Annotated in this window: 20 protein-coding genes, 1 tRNA gene and 1 pseudogene; 7 read left to right on the forward strand and 15 right to left on the reverse strand. The window is 59.0% G+C overall.

The window, feature by feature from the left end; translation table 11 throughout:
- Positions 1–52: 52 nt before the first annotated feature.
- From Q0718_RS12275 to Q0718_RS12295, 5 genes are read right to left on the reverse strand one after another with little or no spacing between them, the layout of a single operon-like run.
- Positions 53–1453 carry an aldehyde dehydrogenase family protein gene (locus Q0718_RS12275; protein WP_298918374.1) on the reverse strand — a complete coding sequence of 467 codons (1401 nt, stop codon included), beginning with the start codon at positions 1451–1453 and terminating at the stop codon, positions 53–55.
- Positions 1443–2606, reverse strand: a complete 1164-nt coding sequence (locus Q0718_RS12280) for a hypothetical protein (RefSeq protein WP_298918377.1) — start codon at positions 2604–2606, stop codon at positions 1443–1445. Before Q0718_RS12280 ends, Q0718_RS12275 begins: the two co-directional genes overlap by 11 nt.
- A 25-nt stretch (positions 2607–2631) precedes the next feature.
- A complete protein-coding gene (locus tag Q0718_RS12285) occupies positions 2632–4008 on the reverse strand; it encodes an FAD-dependent oxidoreductase (protein WP_298918380.1) in 1377 nt (458 codons plus the stop codon).
- Between the two features lie 10 nt (positions 4009–4018).
- The gene (locus Q0718_RS12290; RefSeq protein WP_298918382.1) at positions 4019–4798 is read right to left on the reverse strand and encodes a carbon-nitrogen hydrolase family protein; all 780 of its coding nucleotides are present in this window, start codon (positions 4796–4798) and stop codon (positions 4019–4021) included.
- A gap of 36 nt (positions 4799–4834) precedes the next feature.
- Complete coding sequence (locus Q0718_RS12295) at positions 4835–5710, reverse strand: arginine deiminase family protein (protein ID WP_298918385.1); 876 nt, start codon at positions 5708–5710, stop codon at positions 4835–4837.
- A gap of 93 nt (positions 5711–5803) precedes the next feature.
- On the opposite strand from Q0718_RS12295, the gene Q0718_RS12300 reads away from it, so the two are divergent.
- On the forward strand, positions 5804–6445 hold the full coding sequence (locus Q0718_RS12300) for a TetR/AcrR family transcriptional regulator (RefSeq protein WP_298918387.1): 642 nt from the start codon (positions 5804–5806) through the stop codon (positions 6443–6445).
- Positions 6446–7007: 562 nt separating this feature from the next.
- Here the strand turns inward: Q0718_RS12300 and Q0718_RS12305 are convergent.
- The 8 genes and pseudogenes from Q0718_RS12305 to Q0718_RS12335 form a co-directional block, all read right to left on the reverse strand.
- Complete coding sequence (locus tag Q0718_RS12305) at positions 7008–9125, reverse strand: TonB-dependent receptor (protein ID WP_298918389.1); 2118 nt, start codon at positions 9123–9125, stop codon at positions 7008–7010.
- 52 nt (positions 9126–9177) lie between these two features.
- Positions 9178–9912, reverse strand: a complete 735-nt coding sequence (locus Q0718_RS12310) for an ABC transporter ATP-binding protein (protein ID WP_298918392.1) — start codon at positions 9910–9912, stop codon at positions 9178–9180.
- A 15-nt stretch (positions 9913–9927) separates the two neighbouring features.
- The gene (locus Q0718_RS12315; protein ID WP_298918395.1) at positions 9928–11358 is read right to left on the reverse strand and encodes a DUF3526 domain-containing protein; all 1431 of its coding nucleotides are present in this window, start codon (positions 11356–11358) and stop codon (positions 9928–9930) included.
- Entirely contained in the window at positions 11355–12773 is a 1419-nt protein-coding gene (locus tag Q0718_RS12320) for an ABC transporter permease subunit (protein WP_298918397.1), read from the reverse strand. The genes Q0718_RS12315 and Q0718_RS12320 overlap by 4 nt, the downstream gene beginning before the upstream one ends.
- Positions 12774–12781: 8 nt before the next feature.
- Positions 12782–14869, reverse strand: coding sequence for a TonB-dependent siderophore receptor (locus Q0718_RS12325; RefSeq protein WP_298918399.1), 2088 nt, complete (start codon positions 14867–14869; stop codon positions 12782–12784).
- 1518 nt (positions 14870–16387) lie between these two features.
- Positions 16388–17620, reverse strand: a complete 1233-nt coding sequence (locus Q0718_RS12330) for an integrase (protein WP_298918402.1) — start codon at positions 17618–17620, stop codon at positions 16388–16390.
- A 1-nt stretch (position 17621) separates the two neighbouring features.
- Positions 17622–17762 (reverse strand): annotated as a pseudogene (locus tag Q0718_RS13745) (DUF6538 domain-containing protein); the annotation flags it as partial.
- A 132-nt stretch (positions 17763–17894) separates the two neighbouring features.
- Positions 17895–17981 (reverse strand) — tRNA-Leu (locus Q0718_RS12335).
- Positions 17982–18184: 203 nt separating this feature from the next.
- On the opposite strand from Q0718_RS12335, the gene Q0718_RS12340 reads away from it, so the two are divergent.
- From Q0718_RS12340 to lipB, 4 genes are all read left to right on the forward strand, one after another.
- Positions 18185–18670, forward strand: coding sequence for a hypothetical protein (locus Q0718_RS12340; protein WP_298918405.1), 486 nt, complete (start codon positions 18185–18187; stop codon positions 18668–18670).
- A gap of 87 nt (positions 18671–18757) precedes the next feature.
- Complete coding sequence (locus tag Q0718_RS12345) at positions 18758–19195, forward strand: hypothetical protein (RefSeq protein ID WP_298918410.1); 438 nt, start codon at positions 18758–18760, stop codon at positions 19193–19195.
- Positions 19196–19284: 89 nt separating this feature from the next.
- The gene (locus Q0718_RS12350; RefSeq protein ID WP_298918413.1) at positions 19285–19734 is read left to right on the forward strand and encodes a hypothetical protein; all 450 of its coding nucleotides are present in this window, start codon (positions 19285–19287) and stop codon (positions 19732–19734) included.
- Between the two features lie 58 nt (positions 19735–19792).
- Entirely contained in the window at positions 19793–20455 is a 663-nt protein-coding gene (lipB, locus tag Q0718_RS12355; RefSeq protein WP_298918416.1) for a lipoyl(octanoyl) transferase LipB, read from the forward strand.
- A 49-nt stretch (positions 20456–20504) separates the two neighbouring features.
- On the opposite strand, the gene Q0718_RS12360 is transcribed toward lipB, so the two are convergent.
- Positions 20505–21014, reverse strand: a complete 510-nt coding sequence (locus tag Q0718_RS12360; protein ID WP_298918423.1) for a DUF805 domain-containing protein — start codon at positions 21012–21014, stop codon at positions 20505–20507.
- A gap of 78 nt (positions 21015–21092) precedes the next feature.
- Positions 21093–21614, reverse strand: a complete 522-nt coding sequence (locus Q0718_RS12365) for a DUF805 domain-containing protein (RefSeq protein ID WP_298918425.1) — start codon at positions 21612–21614, stop codon at positions 21093–21095.
- Between the two features lie 162 nt (positions 21615–21776).
- On the opposite strand from Q0718_RS12365, the gene Q0718_RS12370 reads away from it, so the two are divergent.
- Both Q0718_RS12370 and nadA read left to right on the forward strand, forming a co-directional pair.
- Entirely contained in the window at positions 21777–22073 is a 297-nt protein-coding gene (locus Q0718_RS12370; RefSeq protein ID WP_298918428.1) for a hypothetical protein, read from the forward strand.
- Positions 22074–22119: 46 nt separating this feature from the next.
- Complete coding sequence (gene nadA / locus Q0718_RS12375; protein WP_298918431.1) at positions 22120–23292, forward strand: quinolinate synthase NadA; 1173 nt, start codon at positions 22120–22122, stop codon at positions 23290–23292.
- Positions 23293–23554: the final 262 nt, after the last annotated feature.

Below are 23554 nucleotides of genomic sequence, written 5' to 3' on the forward strand. Positions count from 1 at the left end.
ATGACCATGATGCAACGAAGCCGCAGCAGGATGCGAACGCATACCAGTGAGATCACCACCGCGACTTGATCATTTTAGAAAGCTTGGGGCTGTAGGGGGGTCTGGCGATCTTCAAGAGATCCCAGCTTCGAATCTGCCTGAATTCGGATTGCGCGTGGGAGAACTCGTCGAACCCCGCCCGTCCGTGATAGGCTCCATAGCCGGACTGACCTGCACCACCGAAGGGTAGATTTTCCTGCGAAAAGTGCAGAAGACAATCATCCATGCAAACCCCGCCCGACAGTGTTCTTGACATCAGCCTGTCGCGCCGTTCGCGGTCGGGCATGAAAGGATAGATGGCAAGGGGCCAGCGCTCGCGACCGATGTCATTTACAACGTCGTCAAGGGAATCAAAGCGTAGAATTGGCAGGATGGGCCCGAATATCTCCTCCTGCATGATGGAACTATCCGCCGTTAAATCGGTGACCAAGGCCGGCATTAAGCGAGTCTCGGACTTGCGTCGGCCCGCCGGCCAAATGACGGTGGCACCGTCTCCCTCCGCCGCTTTTATAAGGTCTTCCAAACGCGACAGGTGCCTCGGGTGTATAATGCCGGTATAGTCGGACGCATCGCCATCGGCGGGATACATTTGGGAGATCACGTCGCACAGTGCGGATACGAACGCGTCTTCCTGCGGCTGGGCCACCCAAACGTGATTGGGGGCAAGACAGACCTGCCCCGCATTCAGCAGCTTTCCCGTCGCGATGCGTTTCGCGGCAAGTTCTAGGTTTGCGCCACGGTCGACGATCGCCGGGCAGCGCCCGCCGAGCTCCAGCGTCAACGGCGTGAGGTTTTCAGCGGCCGCTTTCATTACTTTCCGCCCTATGGCGCCCCCGCCCGTGTAAATCAGGTGGTCGAACGGCAGCGACGAGAAGTCCGCAGCGATGTCGGCGCCCCCGGTGACACAGGCGACTTCGTCTGGATCGAACACGGCACGAACGACCGTATTGATCAAAGAAGAGGTGTTCGGGCAGAGTTCCGAAGGTTTGATCATGGCCCGGTTGCCCGCCGCCAACACCCCGGCCAAGGGCCCGAAGGTCAAATTGACCGGAAAATTCCAAGGCGACATTATTCCGACGACACCTTTGGGGCGCAGAACGACGCGTGCTTTCGCACCGAGCAGCCCAAGCGGCGCTTCGACACGCCGCGCTTGTGGCTTCATCCAGCGCTCCACAAGCTTGGCGGCATGTTTCAGGGCATGAATCGAGGGCGCGAGGTCCGCGATGAGGGTGACTTCCGCGGCCCGGCCGTTGAAGTCTTCGGCGAGCGCGTCGACAAAGTCTGCCTCGTGAGTTTTCAAGGCAGAAGCCGCCCGCAACAAGCGGTCCCGCCTGACGCGGGCAGACGGGTCGGGCGAAGCTGCCTGTTGCTGTTTCTGCGCCTCTAAATGCGCCGTCATCCAATCACGATCCACGGTGATCTCCCTTGATATCCGGCCCGAATCCTGCCCGCATCGTCAGAAGGGCGAGCCATGCGAAGCCGAAACCGATTGGCATGGCCGCGACATGGAGCGCTTCGTCAGGCGGCCCGACCTCCAAACGCCACCCGACCAAGCCCGCCCCCAAGGCGCCACCCACGCCGATCATGGCGAGCGCGAGCGGCACAAGCGAGGCCGAACCGCCAAAATGCCCCAAACGGGCGGTTCCGACGGCCAAGCCGAAATTCCAGCCGAACGACAGCAAGGCCAAGCCGAACAGCGCAAGCTCAGGCACGGCCATCATAAAGCAACCCGCGACCGCGGCGGCCCCCACGAGGGCGACGGATAGCGGAAGGATGCGGATAATCTGTGGAACGGTGGCGGCCAAGGATCCCAGCATGGCGAACACCAGCGACAGGATCGTCCAGGACACGAAACTGCTTTCCGACATAGCGTTTTCGAAGGTCACGAGAAACGTCCAGATACCAACAATCCCGGTCAGGAACGTCGCTATGGCCGACATCACCAAAGCGGCTGAGAGCTTGTCTCGCCATGGGATTGACGGCGTGGCAACGGTAACGCCCGGATATACGACCGCCTTCACGCAGAACAGGCTCAGGCCAATCATGGCCGTGTGGGCCATGACCAACCCCGATACATGAACGGTCAATGAGAGCGGGCTTTCAAGAAAAGCGTTGGCGATCAGAGCGGCCAGCATCTGCGCGGCGAAAAGAAGGCCGACTGCCCGTGCCCCGTCGCCTGTCAGGCTGACGATTCTGAACAGCCCCCCGACGACCATGGCGCAACCGAATCCTGGCAGGGCGAAGAGGGGCGCGGCGGCCATCGGATCGAGGGCGGCATAGAGCGGCGCGAGCAGGGCCATCAGCAGCAGCCCGACAACCAAGGCTAAGCGCTGGATCGCGAACCGGAACATTGCTGCCACGATCCCCAACCCGAAACCAAGGCTGATCCAAGCGGAGTGATAGGCGATCTGTTTCGGGGAGAGTCCGAAGACCATGCGGAGTATGTTGGTCGTTTGCGGAGCGATGTTGAACAACAGTCCGGCGGTTGCGCTGATGACGCAGAGCGCTGCCATCGACGGCCGAGCGGTAAAGGCGGGCAGAGGCGGCGATGCGACGTCCGCTTTCATCCGCCGGAGAGTCCGATTGATCCGATTAATGTTTCAGGAATTCCGCGACGTCCATGGCAGCAGCCTCTCCTGAACGGATCGCACCGTCGATATAGCCGGACCAGACCGGAGACGTCTCTGTGCCGGCCCAAAAGACGCGGCCGTGCGGGCGTCGCAGGGATGCGCCGTATTTTGTCATGGCCCCAGGCGGCATGTAGGCCCCGTAACATCCGCCCGAGAACGTTTCCTCGCACCAGTTCCGCTCGATGAAATCCACCGGCTCGGCCGCTTTGTCTCCAAAGGCGGCGACAAGGGTTCGCAAGACTTCGTCTCGGCGCGCTTCGGGCGTGCGGTCTTTCCAATCCACGGCCGCCTTGGCGTCGAAAAAGGCGCTAAGGAGCCCGACCGATGCGCCGGGAGGCGTCACGTCGAAGACGGGCGCGACGTCGTTGCGGTCGTCCACCAGCGATCCGTTCAGTCCTTGCTCACGCCAGAATGGCGTCTCGTAGGCGATCCAGACCTTGATGCAGGCCCCCATGACCTGGCGCTTGAGAAGCTCCTCGCGTGCGGCGGGCAATGGCGGATCAAACCGCATGAGATTGACGAGGGGAGGGGGCGCGGTCATGATGACAGCCGCGGCGGAATAGACGTCCGCCTCGGAGGTTTCCACCCTGACACCTGTCTCTGACTGCGTGATCGCGCTAACTTCGGCACCGAACACGATCTCCGAGCGAAGCCGATCCGCGAGTTTGACGGCGAGCTGATGAAGACCGCCGACATACAGATGATTTTGCGCCCCACCCGGGCCGGCTTGCACCAGGACTTCAAGTCCGCCGGCCGATGTCAGGTAGAACAGGAAAAACAGCATGGAGAGATCTTCCGGCTCGCAGCAGAAGACGCTCCTAACGATGAAAAACACCAGGGTCCGGACATTCCGGTCTCCGATGTTGCGGTCCGCCCATGACGCGACCGTGTGCCGGTCCAGCCTTTCGGCGAGAGCGCTCTCCCATGGAGATCCGGGGTCGATCTCGCTTCCTATTTTCTCTAGCTTCGCGATCAGAAGGCCGAGCTTGACCTTGGACACCAAGCCGATCTCGTTTTCCAGAGACTCGCCTTCGACCTCGACGCGCCTGTTCTTGACCCGGCCGACGCTGCGCCCTTGGAGAAAGGTCGGGTAGGTCTTCGCCCCCAACGTTTCCCCCAAGCTAGATAGCGCGGTCTGCGTCGGCCCGACCCACATGCCGCCCAGATCGACCGTCAGCCCCGCGATCTCCCCGCTTTCCGTTCGGCCGCCGACGCGGTCCCGCGCCTCTAGCACTTTGACGCGGAACCCTTCCGCCTCGAGTTTGGCGGCGGCGCACAATCCCGCGAAGCCCGCACCGACGACAATGCAGTCAACCGCGCCATGGGTGGATTGCGCCATTCTGCCCTCCCTATTCGGGAACGTCGCAGGGGTAGAAAGTCTGCTTGAAAGCCACGGCATGCAGATCGATGTCGGAAAATGCCACGGTCGAAAGACCGCTTGTCTGGGCCATGCCCTGACAGGCCGGATTATAGATGACGCCTCGCCCTTCGAAGGGCTCATTCAGGTCGTTGACACCCGTACGGTTGGAGGACGCCACGTAACAGCCTGAGGACACGGACGCCATGCGCATAGCCGTGTCGAAGAAATCCTTCATCAGCGGCGGCATGGCGCGCGGGACCACGATCAATTGCGCCCCGTTCCGGCCGTAATGGCGAGCGTGCTCGTTGAACATGACGTCCGTGCAGATCAACATTCCGACTTTGACGCCGCCCACATCGATGACGGGAAATTTCCGTTCGCCCGGCACGTACCATTGCTGCTCCCAATAACCGAGCGAGTTGGGAACGTGCTGTTTCGTGTAGAAGTTCTCTACGCCCTGTCCTTCCCGCCAGACAAACCCCGCGTTCACGCGCTTGCCGTCCTGCATCATCAGGCGGCTGCCGATGACATTGCGCGCACCAAAGTCCGCCAGAGCGTCTATCGCCGCGTCATGGTCGGCGACGGATTGATCGAAATCCTCCTGATCAAACGTATCTGAAGACGGAAGCCAGCGCCCGAAGGGAAGTTCGTTGAGCACAAGCAAGTCGGTTTCGGTGCGCTTGACCTGCTCGCAGGCGAGCGCCCATTCCTGTGCGCCCACACGAAAGACTGCGGGAAACTCCCCAACGGTTACTCTAAAGAACTGCATGATCGATCCTGCCTTGAGGCTTCGTGACGAATTGGCTTAGCGACGCACGATGGGAAATGTTGTGCAGCGGAAGGATCCCGGAAGCGCGATCACTTCGGAATAGTCCAGGAGGATGGGCTCCAAACCTTTTTTGGCGATCTCGTCGGCCAATCGTCCGCCAGGCGCCAGCATGACGACCTTGCCGCCACCGATCGCCAGCGTATTGATTTCCATGCCGCCCGCCTCGTCTTGCGTCGCATCGATCAATTCGAAGCGGCTAGAGAGCCACTTGAGATCGTCCTCGCCGAAGGAATCGCGCTGAATGATGGCTACGCCTTCCGCGACGATGTTGAACAACGTGTCTGTGTGGATTACGCCACGATGCGTGAATTCGAGTGTCCTGACCGGCATGTCGATTCCATGGTCGCTCAAGATCTCCTCGACATTGGCGATCCCCTCACGGTCAGTTTCTTCCCCTAGTCCGATGATCAGAGTGTCGCGGTCGACCATGACGTCGCCACCCTCGATGCAGCCGCGCGTGACGCGGGCGACCGTCTCGATCTGCTCCAGAACAGGATCGAGACCCTCCAACTCGCGCCGGCGGTATGGGCGCCGGGGGCGGTCGACGATGGTGACGGAGCCGACCGTGAAGCCGACGTCGCGTGTGTAATGCTGCGCGACACCCGATCCCAACGGCTTCGCCCACAACACGTCGCCGCCATTGTTCTCGATCACTTTGGCGAGCGCCTGCTGCTGCCGGTGGACCAAGGCTTGGTCGTAGGGGCGCTGCGGGTGGCGCACGGCTTGATGCATGGCCGCCTCGTCGATGAGATCAGGCGGGATATTGGTGGCATCGAAATCAACGGCATTGGCCAGGCACATGACTACCTTTTCGAGGTGACCATACTCGTTGTTGACCGAGGGCTTTATCATTGTATCCGTTGATCCAAATGCAGTGTTTTCAGGTTTTATATACGCGTTACCCAAATTGTCAACCCGCCTGATGGTGCTGTTTGTGAGTCACACATGACGGAAAAAAAGACTGTCGGGCGTCCGGCTAAATCCTTGGAGGAGGCAACGGAAATCCGCCGCCAAATTATCGAGGCGGCCAAATCGCTTTTCGCTGAAGAAGGTTTTGACAATGTATCGATGCGAAAGATAGCTGTCAGAGCCGGATGTTCGGCGAGACGCCCTTACCTATATTTTTCCGGCAAGCAGCAAATAGTCAGGTATGTTTGGGAAGATTTTTTTGTAGAGCTGTTCGATTTATGTGAAGAAGCGGTTTCGGCGGAGGCCTCTCCAATTGGTCGCTTACGAGCTTTCGCACAATGCTACGGCAACTATTGGTTTAGTCACCCGGAACGCTTCGAATTGGTGTACATGGTCAAAGATCAGGTGACCGACTCTGATGACGTGCTTTACGTCGACGGCTCCTCAGCCGTCGGGCGATATGTCATCGCCGAGGACTTGATTGCGTCCTGCATGCAATCTGGCGAATTCAGAGAGGGCGACCCCCAGTTCGCTTCGCAACTCTTATTTGCCAACATCCATGGAATACTGTCGTTACTCATAAACGTTTCGGAGTTTAAATGGGCTCCTTTCGATGACCTCCTTAGATCCTCTATCGAAATGTTTATTTTTTCACATACACACCAGTCCCAACACTGATCTGCTCCCATCATGTCGTCCACCTCTGAGCTAGAGGTTGGCGGCTTTGAAGTGCTTGGTTTCGGTAGTCTAGTCGAAGCGTTGAACCGAATTACGTGTCTTCTGCGGAGCGGCCTTTCAACCCTTGTCCATTAGCTGATCGTATGTCTTTATGACTGCCAGAGCAAAGAAGTGCCCAGCCGATCAACCTTAAAAGTCTTACCGTGACAGAAGCCGACGACGAAGCCTTTGTACGGCGACTCTACAATGCGTTGAGCTTTGGTGGTACCGGACGCTGACTGACCTCCTGCCCATTGACTTCGAGGGGAGACTAGCCGCTGTCCTCCCCAAGAGCTTGAGCAGACTTACGCGGGTCGCAATGCCGTTTTAGGCGAATTTTCGCATCAAACTGCGTTAGCGGTAACATGTGCCCATAAGGCGTGGCGCTGGCGTCGGCATTGAGTTTATCTATCCGCAAGGGGAAGGTCTATCGTTACACTTTCTCTTTGGAGCAGATGATCGAACCTTTTGCCAATCGGGGATTCCGCATTATGCTCACTTGCAGGTCGTTCTTGGAAAGCCGTTAAAACTGATCTGAAATTGTTAGCTTTACGAAAGCGCCGCGCTGTCGGTCTTGAAATTCGGAACCTGTCAGCGCTCCGGCACGGGTCGGCTCGAAAAACAGCCGCTCTCTAGGAAGATTCCGCCCGCCAATATTTCGGACTTCAAGCTGAGACTTGACGCCAAAGAAGCGCGTGGTCTCGATAAAGGCCGTCCAACCGGAACTCGGTGATCCTGCATCGATCTCGTCCACGAAGAAGAAGGCGATGTCGTAAGGAGCTTCATAACCCACACCCCAGGCGACCTTTAAGTTTGTCAGGTCTTGGCGGAAATCGATCTTGATGAGCGGGTCGCGAAGCTCGGTGATATTGCGCGTCATCCCCGTTAGCGGGTCATCGAATGAGGAATTGCGAAGGGTCACGTCCGCTTCCAGCAATCCGCCGGGAATAAAGCGTGTCAGCGGCAGACTGGCATTGGCCTCGATACCGTAGACTTGCGCCGATCCGGCATTGGCGACGCCAAAGGCCCCGGACGGAAGAATAACCTGTTCCAGCACGTCTTCGCGCCATTCGTGGAATGCACCGATGTTCAAGGCCGCACCCGATTTGGCGCGCACATCCGCTGTCAGGCTCGCACGCGTTGTCTGGTCGGGGCCAAGCTTGGGATTGCCGCCCAGCAAGCGGTCATCCTCTGCGTTTGCGGAGGCGGCGAAATCGTTGAAATCCAGTTGCCCGACACTCCGGCGTATGGCTGCGCGAAGCTGAAATTGATCGGAGAATTTTTGGGTCACGGCGAGCGACGGCTTGACGAATGTAAAGCTGCCGTCACCTTCTGCGTCACCGCCAATGGTGATGTCGGATGTTTCGACCGCCATGCCCGCTTCGACTGTCCATTTGGGAGAAGCCACCCAAGTCAGATTGGCAAACGCCTCGCCGCGAAACTCCTCAATCGTGACATCAGAGGCCGGGAGGTCGATTGGGGTGATGACCCCGCTGTCCTCGAACTGAAAAGCGATCTCGGAGTCCAGTCGGTTATAAGCAAGCTCGACGCCAACCTCTGGACGGAGCTTGCCATCCAGCTTGCCATAGGTCCCGCGCGTCAGAAGTTCGACCGGGAAGCGGGAGGCCTCAAACCGGCTGATTGATGTCGGCGAACCGATGGGTTCTTCGACAGTGTTCAAAGAGCTGACCTCACTATCGCGAAACGAGCCCAGACCCAGCACTTTCACGAACCAATCGTCGCGCACGGTCTTTGTCCAGTCCGCGCTGAGCTCGCCCTCCCAGAATTCGGAGTCGAACCGAATATCCGTGCGCCGGTCAGGCGCGCCGTTTGGCAAACGAGCGATAAACCCGTCCCGTCCCGTTTCTCGATAAAACCGACTATTGCCGAACCTCGCATTCAGCGTGAGCGACCCACCCCCGAGCAAGCGTTTTGCCTCTGTCGCAATGAATGCGTCGCGCAAGGTCGATGGCAGGGTTTCTTTCTCGAACAGAACCAGCTCACCATCAGCGTCGAACGTCCGGCGGTCGAATTTCGTAAACGGAAACTGCTCCCAGAAAGCGTTGAGCTTGGTCGTCGTCGTCCACGCGCCGAGAGGAGCTGTGATGGACACCTCGCCACGTGGATAAACCAGACCGTCCGAGTTGCGTTCCAGCTCGGCCGACCAGGTTCCCGCAATGATGTCGGGCTTGCGCACCACATTGGCGACAATGCTTTGTCCGGCCGTTTCGCCAGCACGCTGCGCCCCACGTGTGATCTCGATCCGCTCGACTGCGTCAGCGGGAATGCGCATCAGGAAGTCCTCCAGCCCGCCTGCCTTAATAGTCGGGCGCTCTTGGTCGACCAGCACATTGCCCGCCCCGCCCGCAAAGCCCCGCACATCGCTGCCGCCCTGAATGCCGAAGCCCGGCACGCGTTGAAGCAGTTCGAGAGCTGTCTGAGGGAAAAACTTATTGAAAAAACTACGAGGGTATATTTCGGTATTGCTGGGAGCTTCCGCAATCGTGGAAATGTCTGCCGGGTCGACCTGGGCAAGAATGGGGGAGGCCAAAAACAAGGTTAGCACCATTGGCAGCGCGAATCCTATGGCGCGCTTTCTGCTGGAAAATCTACACTGTCCCAAAATAGGCAAATCGGTCACGAGAGACGCAACTCTGTAAAAAGATGACATACAAAGATTGCCAGATACGAGCTCATATCTTCATTCCAGACGAAGCTTGATGTACCCGGCCTCGCGCAACTGACAGATAGAGCGACTCTAACTCGCGCGCCGACAGTTCCTTCGCAGCCCGTTCATCCTGCAGAATGCCGGAATGCATGATGCCGATCCGGTCTGCGATATCCAAGGCGCGGAAGAGGTCGTGCGTGGCCATCAAAACAGCCACACCCTGTCCGCTGACGCGCTTGAGGGACTCGCTGAACTCGTAGGAGGCGGCGGGATCCAGGCCGCTGGTTGGTTCATCAAGCAGGAGGGCTTTCGCCTGTTTGGCCAAGGCTATGGCGATCCCGACCTTCTGGCGCATGCCTTTGGAGTAGCCGACGACTTTCCGACCGAAGGCCTCTTCCTGCAGTCCGGCTTGCGTCAAAAATCTCTTTAGCACGTCATGGTCGTAGGACTGTCCGCCAAGCCGAGCGAAATAATCGAGATTTTCTAAACCGGAAAACCAGCCATACAGGTTGACCTGCTCAGGAATGTAAGCCAGCGCGCGTCGGGCCGCGACCGGGTTCTCCTGAACGTTTATACCCGCAACACTGGTGCGCCCACCGGCGAGATCGACAAAACCTAGAAACGCGTTGATCGTGGTCGTCTTGCCCGCGCCATTGGGTCCGAGCAGCGCGTAGATTTCGCCCTCTGCAATATCGAGGTCCAGACCGCCCAGTGCGGTATGAGACCCATATGTGACGGTCAGTGTCTCGGCTTTAAGCATTGGTTTTATCCCTGATCATGGCTCAACCCGTTTCAGCGACCACCAAGCCCACGCGAAGGCAACGGCGAAAGCCAGAGCCAGAGCGGCGAGCCGCTCGACCAGTCTTCGCATCCGGTCGATCTTGTCCTCCGCCGGCGCGATATAGATCGGCGCGGAGGCGTAATCCGCCGCCGTCAAGGGTCGCATCGACGCGAGCTTGTCGTCGAAATGGTCGCGCCACTGCCTCTGATAATCGTCGACCGATCTCAGAAAGCTCTGGCGACGTTCCGGCGTCCCGCCCGATAGATCGTCGCCCAGCAGCTTCATGGCCAGCGACGGGCTGACCACGGAGGCTCTGCGCAGTGTTTCGGACTGTCGGACGCGGGCAGCTTCACGCTCTTGCGCCAGAGGCGCGAAAGCTGCGTCGAAGGCCAGGATGCGCGGGTAAAGTTCTCGGACCCAATATTCCTCATACTCATTGCCTTGTCGAACGGGCCGATTATCCGGCTGGGCATCGTAATAGGCCTGACTGACCGCGTCGCGCCGTCGGTTAAGGTCGTTCTGGATTTCGCGCATTTCCAAGATGCCCTGCAATCGGTCGGGTGGTGGAGCGGTCCGGTTAAGAATGATGCTGATCGCTACCGGGGCGAGCAAAGACGTTCCGACCCACACCGTCAACAGAACGAGACCCGCCGTCGCTGCATTCTTCGCGCGGGCATTTATACCGGCCGATAGGCAGATCCAGAACCCGATGATCAGGCCAAGACCTAAAAGAAGAACGGCCAGTCCGGGCAAGGCCGTCCCCAAACGATCCGGCTCGTTATAGAGCGTGCCAAGCAGCAATATTGTGGCAACAATTCCAAAGACCGCCGCGAAGCGAACCAGAAGCCGCTGGACGATAATTGTCCTCAACCCGCCCGCTTGCGCGGCGAGAAGGGCGGAGCCGCGATGCTCCCGGTCTCTTGCCATGACATCGTAACTCAAAAGTAGAACGAAAAGCGGGACCAGCCAGCTTATGATGAAAACAGAGTCGAACGGTCCGTCCAGACGGTTTTCGGGGTTGTCGAGCGCGGGATCCGTATTCCCGTATCGGGTATTTATGCCGATCCTCTGCAGGTCGGGTGTGGGTCTTTGTTCGGCAGCGGAAAGGAAGCCGAGTTCCGAACGCACCGGAATTAGAACACGTGCGGCACCCCTAAATAGTACTGTACTGTGCGCGTTTCTGACGCTGCCGAGTTCCGCTTCCGTGATAAGGCCCGCTTCGAAGTCTGCGGCAGTTTTCTCATAGGTCGCATATCGTTCGATGTCGTCGGCGAGCGCTGCCGCAACAGCCCTATCCGATTGGACCACGCGGTGACTGCCGTTGTAGACGGCAAACGCGCTCAGCACGGTCAGCACGATCAAAAGCGGTAAAGTCGCAGGCGCTTTGAGAAAAAGCCGCCACTCCTGTTGTAATCGCCCGTTCATGGTCGCAATCGCCGTGTTACAAAGGCCAGAGCGGCCCATGAGGCCGCGAGCCAGAGCAAGAGTACCATCAGGAACCCAGTCTGCTGTCTGATGGCCCAAAAAGCGCTCGGATTGTGATATTGGAAGGGCTCGACCTTTGCCCAGTCGGCGTTCTGACCATCCATTTCCCAACGTTCGCCTGTGACCCGCTGCTGGAGCAGATCGTTCATCTGATAGCCAAACTCGCGTCGATAGCGTTCCGCCGCTGTCAGAAAATCCTGGTAATGCGCCCAGTCCATCGCGGCCATGCCTTGCGAGACACTCCGCGCGGCAACGAAAGGCGAAATCGACGAAACACCCAGGCGAATGGCCTGTTGCCGGCCGTAGACCTCCTGCAAACGAGCAAACTCCCGATCGTCGACTTCGGTAGACCAGGCGTCCAGATGCTTCATGCGGATACCGGAATATCCCGTTTCGAGTGCGTCCAGCGTTTCGACGCCGTATTCTTCAAGCGTGGTCACGCGAAGGGCTTCGAACTGCTGCATATAGCCGCCGCGTTTGTCGAACCCTGCGTCGAACACGTCTCCGACAGCGGCATTATACTCCGCCAGGCTCGGCGTCGGTGCAAAGTGCGACGACAGGGTCGAAGCCAGGCGCGGGGCCAGAATGAAACCGGAAATCCACAGACCCAGCGCCAGCAACAGCGCCGCTCTAGACGTGCGAACTAGGGCCGAGACTGTCAATCCCACGATGAGAGCGATCAGAATGAGCAGCCCGTTTGTGCTTAACATCAGAACCGCTCGCACACCGACGTCCGATCGCGTGTCTGCAGGGGCTATGAGGAGAAATCCAACCATAGCAATCACAGCGGCCGGGACGATCGGCACAGCCAGGATGGAGGCGAGGCCTGCAATCTTTCCGCCGATCCAGACGCCCGGACGAACGCCTTGGGACAAGGCCTGTCGCAACGTCCCTTTTTCACGTTCGCCGACGATGGCCAACGACCCGATCACCAAGGCCAATAGACTTCCCAGCATCTGGACAGCGGCCGCCCCGCTGACAACGCCGAGACCGGTATTGAGCGTCTGATCGTCTTCGGACGGAATGTTGGTGAAGGCCGGACGCTCATGGGCTTCCAACCAAAGCGTCTGTCCCACGAACGGTCGCAGGCCGGGTTCGAACAATGCGAGGCTTAGTTCCGGTTTGACGACATAGTTGCCAAAATGCGCCGCATGATGGGGGTGGCGTTCGCCTTGCGTCAGCCACTGCGCACGAGCTTCCGAGGTGAACGCGTGATGCTGACGCTGCGCCTCGGCATGTTGCACCCATCCCGACACGATGGCGGATACCAGCAGCGCAAAAAAGGCGAGGCTGGCGATCGTCAGGCGGCCGTCGCGAAATTGATGCTGGAATTCGTGTCGGGCGATTTCAAACATGGCGCACGCTAAAAGTCATAGGCCAAGCGGAGCGAGACGCTGCGCGGTTCCTGCGGCAGGATGGATGTGCTAGTCAGATCGTAGATCTTCTTGTCCGTCAGGTTTCGGATATTTAACTGTACCGAGACCTTGTCGAACGGGTAGCTCAGCATCGCATCAAACCGCGTGTAGGCGGGCAGGGTCCAGTCCGCATTTGGCAGAGCCGCCTGTCGGTCGCCGACGTAGAACGCACCGGCCCCAACGGACAGGTTTTCTGCGAACCCGGCCTGCACCGTATACTTCCCCCAAAGACTGGCCGTAAAATCCGCAGCCCCCGGCAGTCTGGAGCCAACCGCGAACCGGTTGTCTTCCGTGACCTCCGCATCGATGTAGGAGGTAGCGAAAGTCAGGTCGAGACCTTCGAACGGGGAGCCGCTGACATCGAATTCGACACCTTGGCTGCGCTGCTCGCCTGTCTGGACGCGGAAGAGAGGATTGTCGGGATCGAGTGTCGAAACGTTCTGCTTGGTAATGTAATAGACGGCGAATGTCGCAAACAGACGGCCATCCAGCCAGGATCGCTTCACGCCGACTTCCAATTGCTGTCCCTGTTCGGGCACCAGCTGTTCGCCCTCAGCCGTGACGCCACTTGTGATGGGCAGGAAGGATTCCCCGTAACTTACATACCAGCTTGTGGCCTCATCCGGCTGATAGACAACACCGCCTTGCGGACTGAATGCATTGTCGTTGCCCTCGCGAGTCAACGTGTTCGTTAATATGTTGAAGTTCGTGTTGTCGACCGAGTCGTACCTGCCGCCCAGCAGCAGTTTTACCTTATCCCCGATGGAGATCAGGTTCTGCGCGTAGAGCCCGTAGGCTTCGCTGGAAATTCTGTCCGCAAACAGGGGAAACCCGGCTCCGGCTTGCGCGCCGTAAACGGGATTGAAGAGGTCGATCGGCGCTAAAGGCCGAAACTCGAACGCATATGATTGTTCGACGTCATAATATTCAAGCCCGACAACAAGCTGGTGTTCTAGAACTCCGGTCGTGAACTCGCCCGCAATGTCGTTTTGCAGCACGAAGGTCTTGGATTCTTCTTCGGTGTCAAAAGCGCTCCGGTCCGCCGTCAGCCTGTCCGCCGACAAGCGAAAAGCCGAACGAAGCTTATAATCGCCGTCGGTTTTTGCGTAGCCGGTCGTCTGTCTGAAACGCCAGTCATCGTTGAATCTGTGCTCTAGAACGGACGCCACATAGGTCGAGTCAACATCGTTGATGCCATCCGGTTCGCCTAGAAAACGACTGACGGGCAGCTGGAATATGATGGGGTCACGGGGAAGGCCCAGATCCCACGTATATTCGCTCTTTTTGTGTTCGAGCTCGACAATCCAGTCCGTGTCCTGACCCAGCCGGAAGGAGGCGACTGGCGCAATAAAAAAACTGTTACTTTCGACTTGGTCCCGGAAGCTGCCCGCATCTTCGATGGCGGCGTTCAACCGGTACCCAACATTATCGTCAAGCGGCCCGCCGAGATCGAGTTCGCCGCGATAGAAATCGTCACTACCTACGGTCAGCACACCTCTGGCGAGTCGCGCTTCAGTCGGTTTCTTCGTGATCGTATTCGTAATTCCACCTGGCGAAACAGCTCCGTACAGAACCGATCCTGGTCCTTTCAAAACCTCAAAGCGCTCCACATTGGCTGCGTCGCGCAGTGTATAGAAGCCGAAATCCCGAACGCCGTTCCGCAGCGTCAGGAAGCTGGCGTCGAACCCGCGAAGATAGGCCCCGAAGTTCTGTACGCCTCCATAGCCGAGCTTGCGTTGCGCACCCGGCACCGTGTCCAGCGCTGCGCCAAGATAGTTGATCCCCCGGTCCTCAATAAGTTGGGCAGGAACAACCGAAACCGTCAGGGGGATATCTTTCAGCAACGCCTGCACCCGGGTTCCTGTCAGCGCATCGACGGCCTTGTAATTGTCGATCCGGCGTCCCGTCACAAGAATTGTATCTTCGAAGACTTTTTCCGGCGTGACATCGACGGGATCGTCTGCGGTCTGGGCGGACGCGGATAGCGGAAAAGCCAGGAGGCTCGCCCCTGCAAGCAGCAGGGCGGATTGGGTCATTGGACGCACACGGGTCCCCTTATGTTCAATAGCAAAATATCACGCAGCCTTCGTGCGATGCACGAGGGTGGATCGGTCATCGGACGCGGCGTTAAAGCCGTTCCGGGTCGTCAGTGATGGCTAATGAGGTGGGGCGCGGGCTGCGTTCGGCCGAACGTCCGGTAATGGTGGCGGACTGTACCAAGTTTCGATGAGACCGAATTCCGGCGAACTTTGAGTTGCGGTCGCGTACCGCGCCTCGTCCATGAAAATCGGAGTGTCGGTTGGCTCCAGCTGTACTGGTAACACGTCTTGTTCGTCGGGCGCTGCAACAACGCAGACTTTGCAGGTCTCCGCAGGTTCATGATCCGCATCTTCATGGACGTGACTTCCGGCAAGAGCTTGGCCGTAAAACAAGATTGAAACGAAGAGTACGCAAAGCGCACGCATCATAAATCCCGATTTACCGAACGCTCCCATATCCACTTTTATCGCTATAATGTAACAATCTCAAGAGAGAAAGATTGGTTTGCGGACCACTCCTTATCGCTCTGGATAGAGATTGCTGCTCGACATTGACTATCAGTCTGCGGGAGAACTCAACAAAGCGCTTAAGCAAAAATGAAGCAACCTATCTGTGCCTTTGATCTATTGTTCGTAAGCCGGTCGTCACACGGACGAGCGAGGTGAAGTGCCGCCGGTTGGCCATTGTCATGCTGACACATCTCATTAGACCCGTACGCATTGTTTCTCAGTGAAGGTGAGTCAAACGTTACAGCGGATGTCACTATCAGAAGCGGGCAAAGGGCGCTGGCGTCGTGGACAAAACATGATGCGTATAAAGACTATTTTAAGCGCACGATCTCTGTCGTCCTATCCCTTTCACAGTGTTGAAGAAGCTGATGCATTTCGGATGTAATCTGTACGGGTTAGTTTGGGAGGCGTCCGTCTAGATATAGTATGCAAATCTCGGGCGAAAACTCTCTGTCGAAATCAAACTTTGCCGAAGACGGCTAGCATAGACAAGAATGATAGCGTTCTGGCTAATTTACACAAACATCGACGTATAATGTTGCGAGAGAGTATCTCTGCGAACAACTGTTAGGGAAATTCATACTAAGCTAATGGCCGGCTTTGAGGTTGTGTCTACAGTTGAGCTGATCACCGGTTAAATAGCATGCGAAAGATTGGTACACATTTGGCTGACTTCAAGTCCACATGCCAATGGATGTTTATTGAAACTGCGTGCATGTTGCCTCTTCCCTAGTTCGTCTCTGCTTATCCTTGCATGCAGTTGAAACCCACCGCGATCTTGATGGAAGGTTTAACCAGAACCCGGTACTACGATCTGGATGCGCAATATTCCTGCAGAAATCATCAAAGACCTTGAGACGCTAGCTTGGATTATAGAACTACACAGTGCGGATGCTTGGCCCCTGTTTGAGAGATTAGAGACTGAGTTGGAGACGATGCGGTCCAGACAGTCTCGTCTAAATTCCATACTGAAACAGTCACGGAAGTAGTGCAGCGATCTCGGAATTACTCCGGAAACGGATATGATGTCAGAAGGCCATCTGGTATCGGATGCACGATCTTAAGCAGCTCGTCTCGTCGGTAAACCAATGAGCCACCGTCTCCATACTCTGGTCGAGGGTTACGATGGCCCATGAGCGTGCAACGAAGCCCGTAGTCTAGCCCGGCCTCGAGCATTCGTTTTTCGAAGCTGTGCCGAAAGCTGTAAATGCGGTGCTGGTCCGACGGGATAAGCTCGCGCGACTTGAACGCTTTTAAGAGCGATTGGGACAGGAGGTATCCGCGATCCCTGTAATGCGGGAAGCCGTCCGAAGACCGCTTCATCGCTTCGAACGCGATGCCGACCAAGGGAATCTCGCGCACGGATGCGGCCGACTTGAGCTGCCGAGCCTTGGTTGATCGAATCCGAATGTAGGGAACATCGTCGTCCAGCCGTATGTTTTCGGAAAGTAGGTTCGCAATCTCGTTTGGGCGACACCAGGTCTCGATTAACACGTAACAAAGCAGAGCTGCCTCTCGGTTCAGGCCTTCCAACACACTCGGTTGGAGAATGCGCGTTCGAACGAAATCATCGGTGAAGGGTTTGATCGTCTTCAACTTCGGGGCGGCAAAGCGAAGATTGCGAAACGGGTTCTCGCGGCTCTCTTGTCCGATGTGTTCGAAGTATCGGCGGTAGAGCTTTCTGAGATTGCCAAGGTCGCGATTGCCGCTGTTGCCGCTGACAGGCTTTTGCCTATCGTTCGGATGGATGCGGTCAGCCCAATGGCGATAGACTTTGCGCGCATGGTCGCGGTCGATGTCCGTCATGGACAGGTCGCCATTCAGCTTGATGAAGTTGGCGACGGCGCGTCGTTTGACTTTTGTGTAGGTCTTCAACTGCTCGGGCGATTTTCCGCCCTGCTCATCCAAAGCGATTTCGCCCAGATAGAGGTTCAAGGCCTGCGTGATCGTGACATCGTTCGGCGTCACAAGACCGAGGAGCGCATCCGCGTCCTGAAGCTTCTCTCTCGTGGGCTTCGCAGTGACAGACCCCAACGTGTCCAAACGCCGGAGAATTTGCTCGAGCGTGGCTTGCTCGGCAAGCTGGGAAGCTGGCGTGTAGGTAAAACCCAATGCTAGAGCGCTGTTGAGTGTCCCACAAAACAGCATGGGAGCTAGCACTTCCTGAACAAGCGTGAGTGATCTCGTTCCAACGTTGGTCGTCCGCGGCGGCGCAAATGTCGCGTCTTTGGCGGGCAACGCTTCGGCTGTCTGTGTCGAGAGAGCGGTAGATGATGTCTGGACCGTCAGCTTGCCGCACCGACTTAGGCACGCGTCTCACATAATGCCAGATTTCACCGCGTTGACGCAGATACTGATTGGGACGCTGGATCGATTTCACAAACCTACTCCTGTGAGCCTTTTGTAAGGCAAGAAGTTAGGCAAAGCTCTCAAGAAGCCGGGACGCACCGGGAAAACCAAGGGCTTTCCTTAAGCAAATCAGAGGCTTAACGCATTGAAAACGCTCTGAAAATGGTGCGGCCGAGAAGACTCGAACTTCCACGGGTTTTACCCCACAGCGACCTCAACGCTGCGCGTCTACCAATTCCGCCACGGCCGCACGCCAGTCAGCAGGCCGCGCCTATAGGATTGCGGCAGGCAGTCTGGCAAGCGGCTTTTGCTCAAGAATTGCGGGATCGGCAGCCATCGATACGGATGTGACGAAGCGCGAGGCGGCACGGCGGATTGTCGCGGCGCGAAACCGCCGAGGCCCTGCAGCCGTTCCGGCTGGATACGATCTGATCGTTTCCGAAAGACCCTGCCATGACACCCTATCTGCCTCATCTCCGGACTTCGTTTCTGCTGCCCGTCGCTTTCGCTCTGATCGCCTGCGAACCCGTCACGCGCACCTCGCCCTTGCCTGTGGATGGGGCGGACGAGACGATCAGTGCCGCCGACCTCGGCGAGCTGGAGCCCGCTCTGATGGTGGAGCGCCTGGTCAGCGATCTGGACGGCATGGTCGTGGAGTTCGGCAAGATCGACGACCGTGCCCACCTGGACAGCACGCTTATGCGGTTGGAGGCGGTCGGGACCGATTACCGCACCATCGCCCTGCGGCTGGACCGCGAGCTCGCCGCTGGCAATGAGGCAGCCTTGGCCGCGATCCGGGCCAACCGGTCGGAACTGGCCGCCGCTCGCGCCGATATGGACCAAGCCATGGCGGCCCTGATCCGGACCTATCCCAACAAGGCCCGCGACATTCGCGAGACGTTCGACAAGTTCGATTTCGGTTTCCTGTCCGCGGACTGACCTTATCCCGCGGCTTTGTCCCATATGGGACCTATGAGCGGTGGATCGGATCGATAAAGGGCCCTTTGAAATGAAAGGGAAGACCCAATGAAACGATTGATCCTGTGCGCTCTGGCCGCGGCGATGCTGGGCGGCACGCTCTCGTCCTGCGGCGGCGGTTCCAACGATGGAGAGGTGCTGTCCGCATCCAGCATCGGGTCGCTCGGACCGGCCGAACTGGCCGACAAGGCGATCGCCGATCTGCGAGCGGCGACGGCTCTGCTGTCCGGCATCGAAACGGTCGGCGCCGCCGAGGCCGCCATACCCGAATTCCAGACGCTGGGTGAGCAATATGCCCGCGTCAACGCCGCCATGCGCAACATGGACCGGACCGACCAAGACGCGATGATGGCGGTGGCCGAACGCTCGCCGGTTCTGGCGCGGCAGCTCCAGGCCTTCATGTCGGAAGTCGACGCCATCCAGTCGCGCAACCAGGACGCGGCGCAAATCCTGCTGCCGCATCTGCGAACGTTCAGCGGACGCTAGGGGGACGCCCCCACGTTCCCCATGCAACCGCTGACAGGCGGGCCGGACCGGGCTTGCGGTGGTCCGGCCCGCCGCCTATGGGCCAAGCTATGACACGCTCGACCCTGATGATCCTCACCGCTTTCCCGGCCGCTTTCCTCATGGCCTGCAGCGGCGGCGAGCCCCAGACCGAGACGAGCGCACCCGTCACGGCCGAAATCGCCGCCGACATGTCCTTGCCCGACATGGCCGACCGGGTGATCGCGGACAGCCGGGAGCTGACGACGATGCTGGCCCGCGTGGACAGCGCGGAAGCGGCCGAAGCGGCCCGGCCCGAAGTCGAGGCGATGGTCGCCAATTACCGTGTCCTCATCGACCGGTTCGAAACGATGGGCGAGCCGAGCTTCTCCGACATGGCGGCGCTGGCCTCGCGCGGCGCGGCGCTGGCCGAAGCGCAGCAGGGCGTTTCCGCCGAAGTCCGCCGCATCTATAACGACCATCCCGAAGCGGCGGACATATTGCGCGACGCCCTCGACGATGCCGGCCGCGCCCAACCCTGACGCCTCCCACCCTGACGCCGGGTCCGCCTGCGCGCCGGCCAGCGGCCGGGCGGCGCTGATGTCGGATCGTGTCATCGACTGGACGGTCGCGCCGGGGCTCGTCCCCTACGATCGGGCCCTGTCGCAGATGGAAGCGCGCGCCGCCACAGTGGCGCGCGGCGAGGCGGCGGAGCAGATCTGGCTGCTCGAGCATCCACCGCTCTATACGGCCGGGACGAGCGCGAATGCGGCCGATCTGGTCGACCCGGACCGGTTCCCGGTCTTCGAGGCCGGGCGGGGCGGGCAATATACCTATCACGGCCCCGGTCAGCGGGTCGCCTATCTTATGCTCGACCTGCGAGACCGGGGTCGCGACGTGCGCTGTTTCGTGTCCGGGGTGGAGCAGCTCGTGATCGACACGTTGGCGGAATTCGGGGTGAGGGGGGAGCGGCGCGACGGACGGATCGGCGTCTGGGTCGAACGGCCGGACGGGCGAGCAGGCACGGTGGAAGAGAAGATCGCCGCGATCGGCATCCGCATCCGCCGCTGGGTCAGCTTTCACGGTCTGTCGATCAATGTGGCCCCGGACCTGTCCCATTTCGACGGCATCGTGCCGTGCGGAATCCGGGATTACGGGGTCACGTCGCTGGCCGCGCTTGGCGTGGATGCGAGCATGGCGGACGTGGACGCCGCCCTGATGCGCCAGGCCGATCGCCTGTTCGGGCCCGTACGCCCGACATGAAAAAGCCCGCCGGACGGGCGGGCTTTAACACTCGTAATCCAGAGTGTCATTAGGCTGGCGGGACGGGGCCATATTGATTGTCGCCCAGATCTTGCTTGTTGAACATATTGATCAGATAGGCAACGATGACCGCGCCGATGATGGACGAAATCGCGCCCGGAATGGCTGCGGCCTGTAGTGCTTCGCCAGTCAATTCCATTGACGCTGTAACATCTTGGGATTGCTGCGCTTCCATAACACGCGCTTGAAGCTCGGGGTCCGGACCTAAACCAACTGCTTTCAGGATGAAATCCAGTGCCGTGCTGACACCGAGATAGAGCAAAATGTGGGTTAGAACCATCCAGCCGGTTTTTCCGGCATCGTGACTGCGCTTAATTCCGAGCATGACAAAGCTAACAAGCAACACCAACAGAATACCAAGAATCACGAAGGTCATGGCAAAGGCGCCAGTCAGGCCTAACAGGCTGGCAAGAGCGGAAATGACTCCCAGTATCATGACGCCTTTGAAATAAGCGCTCGGTCCGATGCGGCCGCTCGGCGAAAATAGGAGATTACCCATGGATGAGTCCTTTCATATCGTTTCTCGATAAAAATACTAACGTTTCCTGCGGCGTTTGCAAGGAAAATCGGAAAAAAGTCATCCTGGCGGCGGGCCGTATCGGTTCTCGTCCTGGTCGCCCGGAGTGAGGCCGACCCACAGCGTGAACGCGATCAACAGGGCGCTGATGCTCGTCGTTATGAGGGGGGCTGCCCCGGCCATTCTTGCCTCGTACCGCGCGTTGATGGCGCGGCGGATTTCCGGGTCGATCGTGGCCTTGCGCTCATATTGGGAATAGGCCTCGAAATATTCCGCGCCGCCATAAGCCAGCATGATCACGATCAGCACGACGACGATCGCCGTCAGCAGCGTCACGATGGGCAGGACCGACCGCCCGAAATCCTTCAACCGCTTGCCGTAGATCGCGAACAGGCCGCAGAACAGCAGGGTCAGCCAGATCAGGAAGCCCCAGAAATAGACCGCGCCGCCCGCGTCGTGCTGGAACAAACCCCATTTGAAGACGCTGACGAGGGCGGCAAACGCGACCAGCGTGACCCAGAAGGTCCGGCGGCCGGTTCGGCCCATGGGCACGAACAGATGGTAGAGCGCGGTCTTGATCATGGCCGCGCCTCTAGCGAAGGGAAGACGGCGGCGCCACCGTCCTGCCGCGCCCCGGCTCCGCGTCCTGACGCCGCGCCGCGCTTGACGCCGCGCGCCGCAATGTCCAAGCCCGCGCTTCCGGTGCGGTCCATGCCCGGTCGCGCTTTCACCCCGGAGATGTCCATGCGTTCTGTCATCAACATGCTCGCCGCGATCAGCGCGCTCGTCGCCGCGGCGCTGAGCGTCAATCTGGTCGTCGGCTTCGCGACAGGCGCCTATGACGGACGTGTCGGGCTTTCCACGGCCGACATGCAGCTGATCGCCCTGATCGCCGCCGTGCTCGCCGTCGCGCTGGGTTTCGTCGGACGGATCCAGGACCGCCGCCGGATGCGGCCGACCTCCAGATTGTCCAATTTTTCCATCGCGGCCGGACTGCTCTTCGGTCTGCTCGTGCTCGCCCTGCCTTTCGTGTTCGGCTGACACGACCTATATCGTCGGCAACGACCACCGCGAACGAAGGCCATCCATGGGCAAGGAACTCCTCAATTGGGAAGACGGCAATTGGATCGGGCAGACGCTCGAAGTGCCGAACGGCGTCTGCGCCGTGCCGGGCAACGACATTGACGGCTTTCCGAAGGATCTGCCCTATACGGACGAAGTCAAGGCCGCGACAGATCACCTTTACGCCCAGGTCAGCGATTTCATTCCCGCCTTCGAATGGCCGGCCTATGCCCCGCTGGTCCATGCGATCAACATCTTGAAAAAGCAGAAGAACGCCGTCGTCCTGGCTCACAACTACATGACGCCGGACATCTTTGCGCTGGTCGGCGACTATGTCGGGGACTCGCTCGGTCTGGCGATCGAGGCCACGAAGACCGACGCCGACATGATCATCCAGGGCGGCGTCCATTTCATGGCGGAGACGTCCAAGATCCTCTGTCCCGACAAGCGCGTCTTCATCCCCTCCATGCGCGCGGGCTGCAGCCTCGCCAGTTCGATCACGGGCGCGGACGTCCGCCTCATCAAGCAACGCTATCCCGGCATCCCCATCGTCACCTATGTCAACACCTCCGCCGACGTGAAGGCCGAAAGCGACATTTGCTGCACCAGCTCCAATGCCGTCGCCATCGTCGAACATATCGCGGCCCAACACGGCGTCGACAAGGTCATCATGCTGCCGGACGAATTCCTGGCCAAGAACGTCGCCCGCCAGACCGGGATCGAGATCATCGCCTGGCACGGCCGCTGCGAGGTTCATGCCCGCTTCTCCGCCGAAGACGTGCGCGACATGCGCGCCGCCAATCCCGGAGTCGTCGTGCTGGCCCATCCCGAATGCCCGCCCGAAGTCGTGGCGGAGAGCGACTTCACCGGCTCGACCAAGGCGATGAGCGACTATGTCGGCGATCACAGCCCGGCCAAGGTCATACTCCTCACGGAATGCTCCATGTCCGACAATGTCGCCATGGCCAACCCAGGCGTCGATTTCGTCCGCCCCTGCAATCTCTGCCCGCACATGAAGCGCATCACGCTGGAAAACCTCTATGAGTGCCTGCGCGACGAAACCAACGAAGTGCTGGTCCCCGAACCGATGCGCGCCCAGGCCTATGACGCGGTCATGCGCATGATCGAGGTCAGCTTCCCGAAGGAAAAGGGTTATTTCGATCCGGATAGTCCGATCAAGGATATCCAGGTCATCTAAACGGGCCTCCCACAGGTTTGCGTCCCCGCCCGACCCTAGCCCCTCAGGTTTGCGTCCCACTATGCAGGTCTAAGATTGCCAACGGCAATCGTCGCAAACCTTGTCCGGCACGGACACGCGTCCCAAAGGACGCGAAGGGAACACCTCGTCGCAAGCCCAAACTGCGGCTTGTCAGCCATTTCCCCACCCCCTCATCCCGGGCTCGACCCGGGATCCATCTCCCCACCGTTCCGGCTGGCCTAGCCGTCCCGTGATGGACCCC

The organism is uncultured Algimonas sp. (assembly GCF_947498175.1).
GTDB lineage: Bacteria > Pseudomonadota > Alphaproteobacteria > Caulobacterales > Maricaulaceae > Litorimonas.